At 56.2% G+C, this 14,842-nt stretch carries 14 protein-coding genes; 9 read left to right on the top strand and 5 right to left on the bottom strand.

Translation table 11 applies throughout. From position 1 onward, the window contains the following. Positions 1 to 136 precede the first annotated feature (136 nt). The 7 genes from RA28_RS21330 to RA28_RS21300 all read left to right on the top strand — a co-directional run bounded on the left by RA28_RS21330 (position 137) and on the right by RA28_RS21300 (position 7,508). Positions 137 to 586: a CopD family protein gene (locus tag RA28_RS21330; RefSeq protein WP_039533199.1), complete on the top strand. Its 450-nt coding sequence runs from the start codon at positions 137 to 139 to the stop codon at positions 584 to 586. A 124-nt stretch (positions 587 to 710) separates the two neighbouring features. Further along, positions 711 to 1,982: a transcription termination factor Rho gene (gene rho / locus RA28_RS21325; protein ID WP_039533198.1), complete on the top strand. Its 1,272-nt coding sequence runs from the start codon at positions 711 to 713 to the stop codon at positions 1,980 to 1,982. Between the two features lie 30 nt (positions 1,983 to 2,012). Further along, positions 2,013 to 3,296, top strand: a complete 1,284-nt coding sequence (mnmE, locus tag RA28_RS21320) for a tRNA uridine-5-carboxymethylaminomethyl(34) synthesis GTPase MnmE (protein WP_039533196.1) — start codon at positions 2,013 to 2,015, stop codon at positions 3,294 to 3,296. A gap of 3 nt (positions 3,297 to 3,299) precedes the next feature. Next, positions 3,300 to 5,177: a tRNA uridine-5-carboxymethylaminomethyl(34) synthesis enzyme MnmG gene (gene mnmG, locus RA28_RS21315; RefSeq protein WP_039533194.1), complete on the top strand. Its 1,878-nt coding sequence runs from the start codon at positions 3,300 to 3,302 to the stop codon at positions 5,175 to 5,177. After that, positions 5,174 to 5,797: a 16S rRNA (guanine(527)-N(7))-methyltransferase RsmG gene (gene rsmG, locus RA28_RS21310; RefSeq protein WP_039533192.1), complete on the top strand. Its 624-nt coding sequence runs from the start codon at positions 5,174 to 5,176 to the stop codon at positions 5,795 to 5,797. The genes mnmG and rsmG overlap by 4 nt, the downstream gene beginning before the upstream one ends. Beyond that, entirely contained in the window at positions 5,790 to 6,590 is an 801-nt protein-coding gene (locus RA28_RS21305) for a ParA family protein (protein ID WP_039533190.1), read from the top strand. The genes rsmG and RA28_RS21305 overlap by 8 nt, the downstream gene beginning before the upstream one ends. Before the next feature lie 21 nt (positions 6,591 to 6,611). Continuing rightward, positions 6,612 to 7,508 carry a ParB/RepB/Spo0J family partition protein gene (locus tag RA28_RS21300; protein ID WP_039533188.1) on the top strand — a complete coding sequence of 299 codons (897 nt, stop codon included), beginning with the start codon at positions 6,612 to 6,614 and terminating at the stop codon, positions 7,506 to 7,508. Here RA28_RS21300 and RA28_RS21295 read toward each other — a convergent pair. Genes RA28_RS21295 through rph form a run of 4 tightly spaced genes read right to left on the bottom strand, consistent with a single transcriptional unit; the run spans position 7,498 to position 10,323 of the window. Further along, positions 7,498 to 7,851, bottom strand: coding sequence for a YbaN family protein (locus RA28_RS21295; protein ID WP_039533185.1), 354 nt, complete (start codon positions 7,849 to 7,851; stop codon positions 7,498 to 7,500). The genes RA28_RS21300 and RA28_RS21295 overlap by 11 nt on opposite strands. Positions 7,852 to 7,854: 3 nt before the next feature. Further along, a complete protein-coding gene (gene hemW / locus RA28_RS21290) occupies positions 7,855 to 9,009 on the bottom strand; it encodes a radical SAM family heme chaperone HemW (protein WP_039533183.1) in 1,155 nt (384 codons plus the stop codon). Further along, a complete protein-coding gene (gene rdgB, locus RA28_RS21285) occupies positions 8,999 to 9,613 on the bottom strand; it encodes an RdgB/HAM1 family non-canonical purine NTP pyrophosphatase (protein WP_039533182.1) in 615 nt (204 codons plus the stop codon). The genes hemW and rdgB overlap by 11 nt, the downstream gene beginning before the upstream one ends. Continuing rightward, the gene (rph, locus tag RA28_RS21280) at positions 9,610 to 10,323 is read right to left on the bottom strand and encodes a ribonuclease PH (protein WP_039533179.1); all 714 of its coding nucleotides are present in this window, start codon (positions 10,321 to 10,323) and stop codon (positions 9,610 to 9,612) included. The genes rdgB and rph overlap by 4 nt, the downstream gene beginning before the upstream one ends. 112 nt (positions 10,324 to 10,435) lie before the next feature. Between rph and hrcA the strand changes: the two genes are divergently transcribed. Both hrcA and RA28_RS21270 read left to right on the top strand, forming a co-directional pair. Next, complete coding sequence (gene hrcA / locus RA28_RS21275) at positions 10,436 to 11,500, top strand: heat-inducible transcriptional repressor HrcA (protein WP_039533177.1); 1,065 nt, start codon at positions 10,436 to 10,438, stop codon at positions 11,498 to 11,500. Positions 11,501 to 11,510: 10 nt separating this feature from the next. Then, complete coding sequence (locus tag RA28_RS21270) at positions 11,511 to 12,074, top strand: nucleotide exchange factor GrpE (RefSeq protein ID WP_039533176.1); 564 nt, start codon at positions 11,511 to 11,513, stop codon at positions 12,072 to 12,074. Between the two features lie 58 nt (positions 12,075 to 12,132). Here the strand turns inward: RA28_RS21270 and mutS are convergent, their stop codons facing one another. After that, positions 12,133 to 14,748: a DNA mismatch repair protein MutS gene (mutS, locus tag RA28_RS21265; RefSeq protein ID WP_052261555.1), complete on the bottom strand. Its 2,616-nt coding sequence runs from the start codon at positions 14,746 to 14,748 to the stop codon at positions 12,133 to 12,135. Between the last annotated feature and the right edge of the window lie 94 nt (positions 14,749 to 14,842).

Below are 14,842 nucleotides of genomic sequence, written 5' to 3'. Positions count from 1 at the left end.
CCATGGACTTATCCTCGTGGGGAAAAGTCGAGGGTAAAAAAGTAATCCACGGAATTTGTGCCCCCTACAAAACCATCATCCTTTTTCTTTCTATTATTTTTTATTAGGGATGACATGACCGAAACGCGGGGAAGCAATGGCAGACCTTCTGTACACAATTTATCCTTGGGTGAAGTCGCTGCATATCATGGCTGTCATTTCATGGATGGCTGGTCTGTTCTACTTACCTCGTTTGTTCGTTTACCACGTTGAAAAAGCGCAAGCTGTTGAGGGTGCGGAGCGAATTTTCTTTGAAATGGAGGAAAAGCTGCTCCGCGTGATCATGCGGCCCGCGATAATTGTCGCATGGGTCTGCGGTTTGATCATGGTATTCACACCGGGCATTGTCGGGTGGGACTGGAGCTGGCCCTGGGTCAAGGGGGCAGCGGTGATTGCCATGACGTGGTTTCACCATTGGCTGATGGCGCGACGCAAGGACTTTCTGAACGGGCAAAATAAGCTGACTGGGCGGCAGTATCGGTTGATGAACGAGGTTCCGACCGTTTTGATGGTTATCATCGTCCTGTCGGTCGTTCTGAAGTTCTGACGGCCTGTTTGACTCCGTTCGCACGGACGCTTATGTAGGGGTCAACACGCCCGTCCGGGTGACGTATCTTCCGATTTGAAATTCCAGACTGTGCCGTGTCCTAGCGGCCAAGGTTCGTATCATCATGTCCACTGAATCCCTGAATCTGGCCGACCTCAAGGCCAAAAGCCCCAAAGACCTTCTGGCGATGGCCGAAGAGCTGGAGATCGAAAACGCCTCGACCATGCGCAAGGGCGAGATGATGTTCCAGATTCTGCGCGAACGCGCGGATGAGGGTTGGACCGTTGGTGGTGATGGTGTGCTTGAGGTCCTGCAAGACGGCTTCGGCTTCCTGCGCTCGCCCGAGGCGAACTATCTGCCGGGTCCCGATGACATTTATGTTTCGCCTGACATGATCCGCCAGCATTCGCTGCGCACTGGCGACACGGTCGAAGGTGAGATCAAGGCACCAGACGATAACGAACGTTATTTTGCCCTGACCAAGGTCACCAAGATCAACTTCGAAGATCCTGAAAAGGCCAAGCACAAGATCCTGTTCGACAACCTCACGCCGCTGTACCCGGATGAGCGCCTGAAAATGGAGATCGAAGACCCGACGATCAAGGACAAGTCGGCTCGTGTAATCGATCTGGTCGCTCCGATTGGTAAAGGCCAGCGTTCGCTGATCGTCGCACCGCCGCGGACCGGTAAAACCGTGATCCTACAGAACATTGCGCATTCGATCGAACAGAACCACCCGGAGTGTTATCTGATCGTCCTGCTGATCGACGAACGCCCGGAAGAGGTGACCGACATGCAGCGCTCGGTGAAGGGTGAGGTTGTGTCCTCGACCTTCGACGAACCGGCAACGCGCCACGTGGCCGTGTCGGAAATGGTGATCGAAAAAGCCAAGCGTCTGGTCGAGCACAAACGAGATGTTGTTATTCTTCTAGACTCGATCACTAGACTTGGTAGGGCGTTTAACACCGTGGTGCCATCTTCGGGTAAAGTTCTGACCGGTGGTGTCGATGCAAATGCTTTGCAACGACCCAAGCGGTTCTTTGGCGCTGCACGGAATATCGAGGAAGGCGGCTCGCTGACCATCATCGCGACGGCCCTGATCGATACGGGCAGCCGGATGGACGAAGTGATCTTCGAAGAATTCAAGGGCACGGGCAACTCGGAGATTGTTCTGGATCGGAAGATCGCGGACAAGCGTGTTTATCCGGCGATCGATATTCTCAAGTCCGGAACCCGGAAAGAGGACCTGCTGGTGGATAAGGGCGATCTGGCGAAAACCTATGTTCTGCGCCGCATCCTCAACCCGATGGGAACGACTGACGCGATCGAGTTCCTTTTGTCCAAGTTGAAGCAGACCAAAACGAACTCGGAATTCTTCGACTCGATGAATACCTAACCCTGGTCTTAACTGACGCGAGGCCGCCGAATGGATACGATATTCGCCTTGGCCAGCGCTCAAGGCAAAGCCGGTGTTGCGGTCATACGGTTGTCTGGTCCGCTGGCACTGTCGGCCGCATCCAAGCTGTCTGGACGGGCTTTGCCAGCGCGGGGAATGAGGCTGTGCGAATTGCGCGACGGCGGGGGCGAACCGCTGGATGACGCGGTGGTTCTGACCTTCACAGGACCAGCCAGTTTCACCGGTGAGGATGTTGCCGAGCTGCAGATTCACGGCAGTACGGCATCCATTGATGCCGTCATGAGATGTCTGTCAGATATGGACGGATTGCGCCTGGCTGAACCGGGCGAATTCACCCGGCGCGCGCTGGAAAACGGCCAGATGGATTTGACCCAGGTTGAAGGTCTTGCCGATCTGATCGATGCGGAAACGGAAGCGCAGCGCAAGCAGGCTCAGATTATCCTAACAGGGGCACTTGGTTCACTGGTCGAAAAATGGCGCCGCGATCTGATACGGGCTGCGGCACTGCTGGAGGCCGTAATTGACTTTGCCGATGAAGAAGTTCCAACCGACGTCACACCAGAAGTGAAGTCCTTGATGTCCCGCGTCCTGGCCGACCTAAAAAAAGAGGCGGGCGGTGTTCGGATTGCCGAGCGTATACGATCGGGGTTTGAAGTGGCGATTATTGGCCTTCCAAACGCCGGAAAGTCCACTCTTTTGAATATGTTAGCAGGTCGGGAAGCTGCAATTACCTCGGAATACGCCGGCACGACACGTGATATAATCGAAGTGCGCATGGACTTGTCAGGCTTACCGGTGACACTGCTGGATACGGCTGGTTTGCGGGATACCGAAGACCACGTTGAAAATCTTGGGATCGAACTGGCCCGTAAACGCGCCGAGAATGCAGACCTACGTGTCTTTCTCTCAGATTCACCGGCGGAGCTCGGCGTGGGTTTTGCGGATGGGGACATTCACGTCCTGCCAAAAGCTGACCTGAGAGACACAGGTGAGGGCATATCCGGAAAAACCGGGCAGGGTGTGGATCAACTGATCGACAGTATCTCAAATACTCTAAACGACAGAGCAGCAAGTCACGGTATAGCCACCCGGGAACGCCATCGCGTTGCGATGTTGAATGCAATTGATGCTTTGACCGCCGCCGAAAACATTCTGGAATCGGGGCCGGATATGTATGATATCGCGGCAGAGGAGTTGCGCACGGCCATTCGCGCCCTTGAATCTCTGGTTGGGCGGATAGATGTCGAAACACTGCTGGATGAAATATTCTCCAGCTTCTGTTTGGGAAAGTAGGGAGTGTTTCACGTGAAACATTCAAGGTTTGATGTCCTTGTGATAGGTGCAGGCCATGCCGGTGTCGAGGCTGCGCATGCCGCAGCCCGGATGGGTGTAAACACCGCATTGGTCACGTTGTCAGAACGCGACATCGGCGTGATGTCCTGCAACCCGGCCATCGGAGGTTTGGGAAAAGGCCATCTCGTGCGCGAAATCGACGCCATGGACGGCGTCATGGGGCGCGTTGCGGATAAGGCGGGAATTCAGTTTCGCCTGCTCAATCGGCGCAAGGGCCCGGCCGTTCAGGGGCCAAGGGCGCAAGCGGACCGCGCACTTTACCGCGCGGCAATGCTGATAGAAGTTCGAAATCAGCCGAACCTGTCCGTCATTGAAGGTGAAGTTGTAGACTTTCTAATGGATGGAAAGCGCGTAGCAGGGGTATCGCTTGCGGGCGGATCCGAAGTGCCGTCCGAAACAGTCATCCTGACCTCTGGAACATTCCTGCGCGGGGTTATTCACATCGGAGATGTGTCGCGACCCGGCGGGAGAATGGGTGACCGACCATCGGTCAAGCTGGCCGAACGATTGGATGGTTTCAATCTACCGATGGCCAGATTGAAAACCGGCACGCCGCCACGTCTGGATGGGCGGTCCATCAATTGGGATATCCTCGAAAGGCAAGATGGGGACGCAGAACCCACACTGTTTTCTTTTCTGTCCAGTGGAACGATTGCGCCTCAGATCGCGTGTGGAATCACCCATACGAATACCAAGACACACGAAATAATCGAAAAAAACCTTTCCAGATCAGCCATGTATGGCGGCCACATCGATGGCATCGGCCCAAGGTATTGCCCATCGATCGAAGACAAGATTGTCAGATTTGCGGACAAAGAGTCCCACCAGATCTTTCTGGAGCCCGAGGGTGTTGACGACCACACGGTTTATCCAAATGGAATTTCAACCTCACTGCCGGAAGACGTCCAATGGGACTATGTCCGGTCCATTTCTGGGTTGGAGCACGCAGAGATTTTGCAGCCGGGCTATGCGATTGAATACGACTATGTTGATCCCCGTGCTCTGTCAGCGACACTGGCGCTTCGGGGTGTGCCCGGGCTGTACCTCGCAGGTCAAATCAACGGAACAACTGGTTACGAAGAGGCCGCGGCCCAAGGGCTGGTCGCAGGTTTGAATGCGGCCTTGAAGACGCAAGACCGTGAGCCACACTACTTCACCCGTTCCGACAGCTATATAGGCGTAATGATTGACGATTTGACGACGCGCGGCGTGGCAGAGCCCTACCGCATGTTCACATCCCGCGCCGAATTTCGCCTGTCGTTGCGGGCCGACAATGCAGATCAGCGGCTTACGCCAATCGGCCTCGATCTCGGATGCGTCGGCGCCAAAAGACATGAGGTTTTTCAGGCGAAGATTGAAAAGTTGGAAGTGGCAAAGTCGCTTTTATCTGACAAGGACTTTACGCCAAAAGAAATCCGCCAGGTTGGGATCAACATCAACCAGGATGGGAACCGTCGGAATGGCATGAACATCCTGGCATTCCCAGATGTTAACTTTGAAGACCTTGTCCCGCTCTATGATGGGCTGGAAAATACTGATCCGGAAACGCGTCGGCAGATTGAGCGTGATGCGCTTTACGCGAACTACATTGATCGACAAAGAAAAGACGTCGAAGCCATGAAGCGGGACGAATCCCACGTAATACCGCGAGACTTCGATTATTTCGCCTTGGACGGCCTTTCAAATGAAATGAAGCAGAAACTGTCGAAGGCCCAACCGGAAAACATCGCGCAAGCCAGTCGAGTCGAGGGCGTTACACCAGCGGCATTGTCTCTGGTCCTTGCCAAGCTCAGGCGCTCCCAGAAAGTACGCAAGGTATGACGCCGGACGATTGCCGCGCGCTGTCAGATCTGAATGTTTCACGTGAAACACTTCAAAGGCTTTCCAAATATGTCGACTTGGTACAGCGTTGGAATCCAAGAATTAACCTTGTTTCCCGAAACAGTCTGGATGAAATCTGGACTCGCCATGTTCTCGACTCGGCGCAGGTTTTTCGATGCGCACCATCTGCGGATCACTGGGTCGATCTTGGCAGCGGAGGCGGTTTCCCTGGCATGGTTTGCGCGATCATGGCGATCGAAGACTCCCCGGAAACAAGATTTACATTGGTTGAAAGCGACCAAAGGAAATCCGCGTTTCTGAGAACGGTGGTTCGGGAAACCAAAGCAAACTGCAGAGTGTTATCCAAAAGGATCGAAACCTTGGATGCCCTGAACGCGGATGTTGTTTCGGCGCGGGCCTTGGCTGACCTAAGAACGCTAATTTCTTTTTGCGACAAGCATTTAAACAAATCCGGGATTGCGTTGTTGCCGAAAGGTGAAAACTGGAAAAAAGAGGTTTCTGAAGCCCGTCAAGAATGGAAATTTCAGGCCGACCCGATTACAAGTTTAACGGAGCCCAAAGCCGTTATCCTCATGGTCAAAGGAGTCACCCGTGGTTGATCTGTCTCGTCCTGCCGGACCCAGGATTATTGCGGTGGCCAATCAAAAAGGCGGGGTTGGGAAAACCACAACGGCGATAAACTTGGCTGCGGGGTTGGCTGAGGCCGGATGCAAGGTTCTTGTTGTGGATCTGGACCCACAGGGGAACGCATCCACCGGGCTTGGCGTCGAAGACCGGGATTGGACAACCTATGATCTGTTGCTGGATGATGCGCCGCTTGAGGCCGTGATTCAGGAGTCGGAAATCGAGAATCTTCTGGTCGTCCCTGCAACGGTAGATCTCAGCTCGGCCGACATAGAACTCATCTCGAATGAAAAGCGCAGTTATCTATTGCATGATGCGTTAAGGCAGACGTCAGTCGATGCATTTGATCTGGATTACATCCTGATCGATTGCCCACCATCGCTGAATCTTCTGACGGTCAATGCAATGGTCGCGGCACATTCTGTCTTGGTTCCATTGCAGAGTGAGTTCTTCGCGCTTGAAGGACTGTCGCAGCTTATGTTGACCATTCGGGAGGTTCGGCAGACCGCGAATCCAGACCTGAGAATCGAAGGTGTTGTGTTGACGATGTATGACAACCGCAACAACTTGTCCCGGCAGGTCGAAAAGGATGCGCGTGACAATCTGGGAGAGATGGTATTTAAAACCAAGATACCCAGAAATGTCCGGGTCAGCGAAGCGCCTTCATATGCACTTCCGGTTTTGCAGTATGACTCGGGGTCTTTGGGGGCGATGGCGTACCGGCATTTGGCCCGGGAAGTCATACATAAGAATAAAGTAGCCGCCTAAGCGGCCGTCAGGAGGGCAACCATGAGCGTCAAAAAAAGCAAATCCCGAGGGTTGGGTCGGGGACTGTCCGCGTTGATGGCGGACGTGACGACGGAAGGCGAGGGCCGCATAACGTCTGAACCGCGCCGCCCTGACATGAAAGTTCCGATCGAAAAGCTGCGTGCCAACCCGAACCAACCGCGCAGAACGTTTGCCCAGGATAAACTGGACGAGTTGGCAGCTTCGGTTAAGGAAAAGGGAATTATCCAACCTTTGATCGTGCGCGGTATCTCAGGCGGAGATTATGAAATCGTCGCTGGCGAACGCCGCTGGCGCGCGGCGCAGATGGCGCAGTTGCATGATATCCCTGTCATAGTGCGAGATTTTGATGACACCGAAGTCCTTGAGATCGCGATCATTGAAAATATCCAGCGCGCGGACCTGAATGCCGTGGAGGAGGCCGCAGGTTACAAGCAGTTGATGGACAAATTCGGCCATACGCAGGAAAAACTTTCAGAAGCTTTGGGCAAAAGCCGCAGTCACATTGCAAACTTGATGCGTCTTTTGTCCCTTCCAATGGATGTTCAAGCTCTTGTTATTGAAGGGAAATTATCGGCAGGCCACGCGCGCGCGCTCATTACAGCCGAAAGACCATCAGATCTGGCCAAGCTTGTGGTTCGGGATGGGCTATCTGTCCGCGCGACCGAGGCGCTGGTGAAAAAGCAGAACCAGCAAGCTGATGACAAACCGGCACCGAAGTCCAGAAACCTGAATGCTGGCAAGGATGCTGACACACGTGCGCTGGAAAAAGACCTGTCTGCAATTCTGGCGATGAAGGTTTCAATCAACCACAAACCCGGCGGCGAAACGGGGCAGGTTGTTCTTTCGTATGAAAACCTTGATCAGCTCGACGATCTCTGCGCCAAGCTCAGCCGTTAGGGCGAGTCCAGATAAAGACCAAAACGCAACTCAACACGACTGCCTGAATAATCAGGATATGTGAGGGTGCGCCAAGGATCAAAGACAACCCAAACACCGCAGCAACGGAAACTGTCGCTGCTTTTTTGGCGGCAGGCCGAATTGCGCCGGACCTTTGCCAATCCAAAATCATTGGGCCAAAGGTGCGGTGCGTGATCAGCCAAGTGTGCAATCGCGAGGATGATCTTGCGAAGAAAAAGGCGGCCAACAACAGAAAAGGAACCGTCGGAACAAGCGGCAAGACAATACCGACAACGGCCAGCGCCACGCAGATCAAACCCAAGCCGGCCCAGAGATATTGCATCGGTTACTCCAACAACTCTCGAACCACGGCGTTCAGGACAGCACGCCCGTTTTTCGTGGCAACCAATCTGGTGCCAATGACCCGAACCATGTCGATATCGGTCAGATGATCAATGACCTCTTTGCGCAGGGTTCGACCGGACAAAGCGGCATACCGATCTATATCTAGACCTTCAAGGATGCGCATCCCCATCATAAGGTATTCGCTCCCTTGCTCTTCCTGCGTTAACGGCGCCAGTGACTTTTCCCCATTTCCGTTCAAAGCAGCGTTCAACCAGCGCTGCGGGGCAAGATGCGTTTCGGTTGCGAATTTCTGGCCATTTCGGGTGATGCGCCCGTGTGCGCCGGGGCCAATCCCGACGTAATCACCATAACGCCAATAGATCAGGTTGTGCTGAGACTCGGCACCGGGCCGTGCGTGGTTCGAGATTTCATACGCGGGCAATCCGTGCGCCTCGCAAATCTCTTGAGTGGCCAGATACATATCGGCGGCACTGTCATCCTCGGGCAAACCGCGCAGCTTGCCAACTGCGTACCGATCGCCAAAGGCTGTGCCGTCCTCGATGGTCAATTGGTACAAAGACAGGTGGTCGACGGCCATGGACAATGCTTCGGACAATTCGGATTGCCAAGCGGCCAGAGTCTGGTGCTGACGCGCATAGATCAGATCAAAACTGACGCGATCGAAACAGGCCCGGGCAATATCAAACGCTGTGCGGGCCTCAGCCACGGTATGTATGCGGCCCAGACGGCGCAAATCTTCGTCGTTCAAGGCCTGCACACCCATCGAGATCCGATTCACCCCGGCATCCCGGTAAGCCGCGAACCGACCCGCTTCGACCGAGCCTGGATTGGCCTCCAACGTGATTTCCATATTGTTGGCCGGCCGCCAGAGGGCGCGGGCTTCATCAATAACCGCCGCGACGGTGTCGGGATTCATCAGCGATGGAGTACCACCGCCAAAGAAAATCGTGTTAAGGACGCGATCCGGTGTCTCGGCAGCAGAGCGCTTCAGTTCGCTCAGATAACACTCAAGCCATTGTTTTTGATAAATATTTCTTGAGACATGGCTATTGAAGTCACAATATGGGCACTTGGCCTCGCAAAAAGGCCAGTGCACATACAGGCCAAAGCCCCCGTTGCGCCAATCATCCGCCAAAGCAGCCTTTCACAAACATCTCCACCGCGCGTCCGCGATGGCTGATCTTGTTTTTTTCCCAGCGATCCATTTCCGCATAGGTAATGTCATGGCCTTCCGGAACAAACATCGGGTCATAGCCAAAGCCGTCCTTGCCCCGGATGGGCCAAACCAGATGACCGGGTGCGACGCCTTCGAAAACTTCGTCATGCCCGTCGGGCCAGGCCAAAACCAAGGTGCAGCGGAATTGCGCGGTGCGCGGATGCGCAGCGCCCTTGGCCTCAAGCGCGTCATGCGCGCGCGTCATTGCCATCAGAAAGTCGCGCCCGTTTTCGGTTTCAGCCCAGTCCGCGGTGTAAACGCCGGGTGCGCCGTCCAGCGCGTCGATGGTGATTCCGGAATCGTCCGACAAGGCGGGCAGGCCGGTTGCTTTGGCCGCGGCGTGGGCTTTGATCCGGGCGTTTCCAACAAATGTGTCCTCGGTCTCTTCCGGTTCGGGCAGGTTCATCTCACCCGCACTCACGACGGTCACGCCAAAGGGTTCAAGCAGATGCGCGACCTCCTCGAGCTTGCCTTTGTTATGCGTCGCGACCAACAGCCTGTCGCCGTCGAACTTTCGGGTCATGCGGTGGCGGCCTTTTGGGCAGCGGCCAGCTCAGCCACGCCTTTCTCCGCCAGATCCACCAGCTGATCCATTTGCGCACGGCTGAAAACGGAGCCCTCAGCGCTCATCTGCACTTCGATCAGCTTGCCGGACCCAGTCATGATGAAGTTACCATCGACGCCCGCTTCGCTGTCTTCTGGATAGTCGAGGTCCAGCACCGGCTGACCCGCGTAAATTCCGCAAGAAACCGCTGCAACAGGGTCTACCAAAGGGTCCGAGATCACATCGCCGGTCTTCATCAACTTGTTCACTGCAAGGCGCAGTGCGACCCAGCCGCCGGTGATCGAGGCGCAGCGGGTTCCGCCATCGGCTTGGATGACGTCACAGTCGACGGTGATCTGACGTTCGCCCAACGCGACGCGGTCGACACCAGCCCGCAGGGCACGGCCAATCAGGCGTTGGATTTCCACCGTACGCCCGCCTTGTTTTCCGCTGGCAGCCTCGCGGCGCATCCGCGTGTTGGTTGCGCGGGGCAGCATTCCGTATTCGGCGGTGACCCAGCCCAGACCCGAGCCCTTGATGAACGGTGGCACGCGATCCTCGATCGTTGCCGTGCACAGAACATGCGTGTCGCCCATCTTGATCAGGCAGGACCCTTCCGCATGTTTGGTAAAGCCGGTCTCGATGGAAACGGCGCGCATTTCGTTTAGATCACGTCCTGAGGGTCGCATGAGAATTCCTTTGTTTGCTGGGTTGGGGATAACGCCCCGCAGCGTTACGATGCAACCCCGATTGACCTTTCAGACACCTGCTATTTAATGACGAGCCAGCAGGGGACCGCGGATGAGCGAAGCAAGCAAAATTCTGGACGAGATGAATGACCGGTCACGCGAAGTGTTCCGGCTGATCGTCGAGAGTTATCTTGACAGCGGCGAGCCCGTCGGCAGCCGCACCCTGACCCGCACCCTGTCGGAGAAAGTCAGCGCCGCGACCGTGCGGAACGTTATGCAGGATCTTGAGTTTCTGGGCTTGCTGGACAGCCCGCATGTCAGCGCCGGGCGGATTCCCACGCAGCAGGGGCTGCGCATGTTCGTCGACGGGTTGCTGGAGGTCGGCGATCTGGGCGCCGATGATCGCCAAAAACTGGACGAGACATTAGGCTCTAACGCAGGGGATGTCAGCGGTATGCTGGATCGTGTTGGCTCTGCCTTGTCAAACGTGACGCAGGGCGCATCGCTAGTACTGACGCCCAAACACGAGGCCGAGATCAAGCATATCGAGTTTGTTTCTTTGGGGCATGACCGTGCCTTGGTGGTGCTGGTCTTCTCGGATGGGCATGTCGAAAACCGCCTGTTTGCTCCGCCGCCCGGACAAACGCCCAGTTCGATGCGCGAAGCCGCGAATTTTCTGAACTCCTTGATCGAGGGGCGCACTTTGGGCGAAGTGCGCCGCCAGATGCTGTCTCAGATTGACGCGCGCAAACAAGAGATCAACGTTCTGGCCCGTGAGATGGTGGATAGTGGGATTGCCGCCTGGGATGGCGACGGGTCCGACTCGGCGCGTTTGATCGTGCGTGGGCGGGCGAATCTCTTGAACGAACCGGGTCAGGCTGAGGAGTTGGACCGAATCCGGACACTGTTTGACGATCTGGAACGCAAGCGGGACATCGCGGATTTTCTGGAATTGGCTGAAGAAGGCGAGGGTGTGCGCATTTTTATCGGCTCTGAGAACAAACTTTTCTCACTTTCGGGTTCCTCTTTGGTGGTGTCTCCTTATATGAACGCTGATCGAAAGATAATCGGTGCGGTTGGGGTCATTGGGCCCACACGTCTGAATTACGGGCGAATCGTGCCGATCGTGGATTATACGGCGCAACTGGTCGGCAAGTTGATTTCCGACCGGAGCTAGAGGGTAAAAGATGGCAGAGCCCAAGAACGAAGATTTTCTGGACGATATCATGTCCGCCGAAGCGGAAGAGCTGGCCGAGGAAATTGCCGAAATCACCGATGAGGCATTGGAGATCGACCAACTGCGTGCCGAGCGGGATGATTACAGAGATAAATTCATGCGCGCGTTGGCCGATGCGGAGAACGCCCGTAAGCGTGGCGACAAGGCGCGTCGGGATGCAGAACAGTATGGTGGGTCGAAACTGGCCCGTGACATGCTGCCGGTTTATGACAACATGAAACGCGCGCTTGAGGCTGCGACGGATGAGCAGAAAGAAGTGGCGGCTGGCCTGATTGAAGGTGTTGAGCTGACCATGCGGGCGTTGAAGGACGTGTTCCAGAAACATGGTATCGAGGTGATTACGCCCGAAGTGGGCGACCGGTTCGACCCGAATGTGCATGAAGCGATGTTTGAAGCACCTGTGCCCGGAACCCGCGCAGGGGATATCATTCAGGTTTCTGCCGAAGGTTTCATGTTGCATGACCGTCTGCTGCGTCCGGCGCAGGTTGGCGTGTCTTCAACGCCGGCGAGCTGATTGGCTTCGAAGAAGCCAAGCCTTCGGCGAGAGTATTTTCAAAAAGATGAAGGGGCGGTCAGGATTTGGCCGCCTCTTTCAGTTTGTAGATCAGGTCGAGCGCCTCGCGCGGGCTGAGTTCGTCTGGAAGGATTTCATCCAGTATATCGGTGACTGGGGACGCTCGGGGTGTGGGTGGTGGCGCTGGTGGCACGACTGAAAACAGGGGCAGGTCATCGACCAGAGCCTTTTGTTTGCCGCCTTCGCGCTCCGTTTTTTCAAGCTGGTCCAGAACAACACGGGCGCGTTCTACAACAGATTGTGGAAGTCCCGCCAGTTGCGCGACCTGGACGCCGTAGGACCGGTCAGCTGCGCCCTTATGTACTTCGTGTAGGAAGATCACCTCTCCTTCCCATTCCTTGACGGCAACCGTTGCATTGTCCACACCGTCCAGCTTTCCGGCAAGCGCGGTCAATTCGTGGTAATGGGTCGCGAACAATGCGCGGCTTTGGTTGGAGGCGTGAAGATGTTCGAGCGTGGCCCAGGCGATCGAAAGACCATCATAGGTGGCTGTACCGCGTCCGATTTCATCCAAAATCACCAAGGCGCGGTCATCAGCCTGGTTCAGGATCGCAGCGGTTTCGACCATTTCGACCATGAAGGTCGAGCGGCCTCGGGCCAGATCATCCGACGCGCCGACTCGGCTGAACAATTGGCTGACGATGCCGATATGCGCCTGTTCCGCGGGAACGTAGCTGCCCATTTGAGCGAGTAGCGCAATCAGGGCGTTTTGGCGCAGGAAGGTTGACTTACCGGCCATATTGGGGCCGGTCAGCAGCCAGATGGCGGCGCCGTCCTCCGCACTCAGATCACAATCATTCGCGACAAAGGTATCGCCGCTCTGCTGGCGAAGCGCGTGCTCAACCACCGGATGGCGACCTGCCTGCACGTTGAAGGCCCGTGAGCTATCGACCTGCGGGCGGCACCAGTTTTCGCCCCGCGCAAGATCAGCCAGAGCGGTTGTCAGGTCCAGTTCGGCAAGCCCGCGCGCGGCCTGGTTCAGGCGTGCCGCCAGTGCCAGAATTTGGTCAGAAAGCCTTTGATAGAGCCGCTTTTCAATCTCAAGTGCGAGATTTCCGGCATTCAGGATGCGGGTTTCGATCTCGGAGAGTTCGACCGTTGTGAACCGCACCTGATTGGCGGTGGTCTGGCGGTGGATATAGGTTTCATTGAAGGGCGGGTTCAGCATCTTCTCGGCATGGGTGGCCGTGGTTTCGATAAAATAGCCCAGCACGTTGTTGTGTTTGATTTTCAGCGACGCGATGCCGGTATGTTCCGCGTATTTCTGCTGAAACCCGGCGATGACCGAGCGGCCTTCGTCGCGCAGGGTGCGGGCCTCGTCGAGTTCCGGGTCAAAGCCGGGCGCGATGAATCCACCGTCGCGGGCCAACAGGGGTGGTTCGGCCACAAGGGCGTCGTCCAGCAGGTTCAGCAGGTCGTCGAAGCCGACAAGGTTTTGCAAGGCGGTTGCCAGCAAGGTCGGAACGTCGCGAGTATCGCATATTGCATTGATAGCAGAGGCTTGTGCCAATCCGTTGCGGATCGCGGCCAGATCGCGGGGCCCGCCACGATCCAGCGACAGACGCGATAAGGCCCGGTCCAGATCGGGCGTCTTGCGCAACGCTTCACGCAGGTCTGAGGCGACGAGGCTGTCTTCAATGACAAAACTGACCGCATCCAGCCGGGCGTGGATCACATCCAGATTGCGCGAGGGACTGGACAGGCGTTGTTCCAGCAATCGCGCGCCACCGGGGGTTACAGTGCGGTCGACAACGGACAAAAGCGACCCGGCACGCCCACCGGACAGGGACCGGGTCAATTCCAGATTGCGGCGCGTGGCGGCGTCGATTTGAACCACGCGGTCCTCGGATTCCTTCAGGGGCGTTTGCAGAAGCGGCAGTTTTCCCTTTTGTGTGATCTCAAGATAGTCGATCAGTGCGCCCATCGCCGAAACCTCGGCACGCCCGAAACTTCCGAACGCATCCAGCGCGCCCACGTGAAACAACGCGCAGATACGTTTTTCGGCTGCTGTGCTATCGAAACTGGCCCGCCCGATTGGGGTCAACGAGATACCCAGATCACGCGCTTGTTCGTTGAGCCCTTCCTGCATGCCGTCGGCGATAATCAGTTCGGACGGGGCCAGTCGGGCGAGTTCAGGGCTCAGCCGCACAGAGGTTAGGGGCATCACGTGAAACGCCCCGGTTGAGATATCGGCCCAAGCCAGTGAGGCCTCATCCCGAACCTCGGAATAGGCCGCCAGAAAGTTGTGGCGACGTGCCTCTAGAAGCGCGTCTTCGGTCAGCGTGCCCGGCGTCACCAGACGCACGACATCGCGCTTTACCACCGATTTAGAGCCTCTTTTCTTCGCCTCAGCCGGGCTTTCCATCTGTTCGCAGACGGCAACGCGAAAACCCTTGCGGATCAGCGTCAGAAGATAGCCCTCGGCGGAATGAACCGGAACGCCACACATTGGAATGTCGCTGCCATTATGCTTGCCGCGTTTTGTCAGGGCGATATCCAGCGCCTCAGCCGCGTTCACGGCGTCCTCGAAAAACATCTCGTAAAAGTCGCCCATGCGATAGAACAGCAAAGCGTCCGGGTGGGCTTCTTTGATCTCGAGATATTGCGCCATCATCGGCGTGACTGTGGACAAAAGCGGCCCCTTTCCGGCGTATTCCGGGCGCGACCTTACAAACCCGGCCCGCGCGGTGAAAGGCGAAAACGTATTG

The sequence above is a fragment of the Ruegeria sp. ANG-S4 genome (assembly GCF_000814005.1).
Classification (GTDB): domain Bacteria; phylum Pseudomonadota; class Alphaproteobacteria; order Rhodobacterales; family Rhodobacteraceae; genus Ruegeria.
The sequence above is the reverse complement of the archived record's forward strand: the minus strand, read 5'-3'. Positions and strand labels throughout refer to the sequence as shown.

Bases quoted from the DNA above. Each gene is read 5' to 3' on its own strand.
- mutS (WP_052261555.1), bottom strand. From the start codon at position 14,748: ATGATGGCGCAATATCTCGAGATCAAAGAAGCCCACCCGGACGCTTTG.
- mnmE (WP_039533196.1), top strand. From the start codon at position 2,013: ATGGATACGATATTCGCCTTGGCCAGCGCTCAAGGCAAAGCCGGTGTT.
- rph (WP_039533179.1), bottom strand. From the start codon at position 10,323: ATGCGACCCTCAGGACGTGATCTAAACGAAATGCGCGCCGTTTCCATC.
- rdgB (WP_039533182.1), bottom strand. From the start codon at position 9,613: ATGACCCGAAAGTTCGACGGCGACAGGCTGTTGGTCGCGACGCATAAC.
- rho (WP_039533198.1), top strand. From the start codon at position 711: ATGTCCACTGAATCCCTGAATCTGGCCGACCTCAAGGCCAAAAGCCCC.
- rsmG (WP_039533192.1), top strand. From the start codon at position 5,174: ATGACGCCGGACGATTGCCGCGCGCTGTCAGATCTGAATGTTTCACGT.
- RA28_RS21270 (WP_039533176.1), top strand. From the start codon at position 11,511: ATGGCAGAGCCCAAGAACGAAGATTTTCTGGACGATATCATGTCCGCC.
- hrcA (WP_039533177.1), top strand. From the start codon at position 10,436: ATGAGCGAAGCAAGCAAAATTCTGGACGAGATGAATGACCGGTCACGC.
- RA28_RS21300 (WP_039533188.1), top strand. From the start codon at position 6,612: ATGAGCGTCAAAAAAAGCAAATCCCGAGGGTTGGGTCGGGGACTGTCC.
- RA28_RS21295 (WP_039533185.1), bottom strand. From the start codon at position 7,851: ATGCAATATCTCTGGGCCGGCTTGGGTTTGATCTGCGTGGCGCTGGCC.
- RA28_RS21330 (WP_039533199.1), top strand. From the start codon at position 137: ATGGCAGACCTTCTGTACACAATTTATCCTTGGGTGAAGTCGCTGCAT.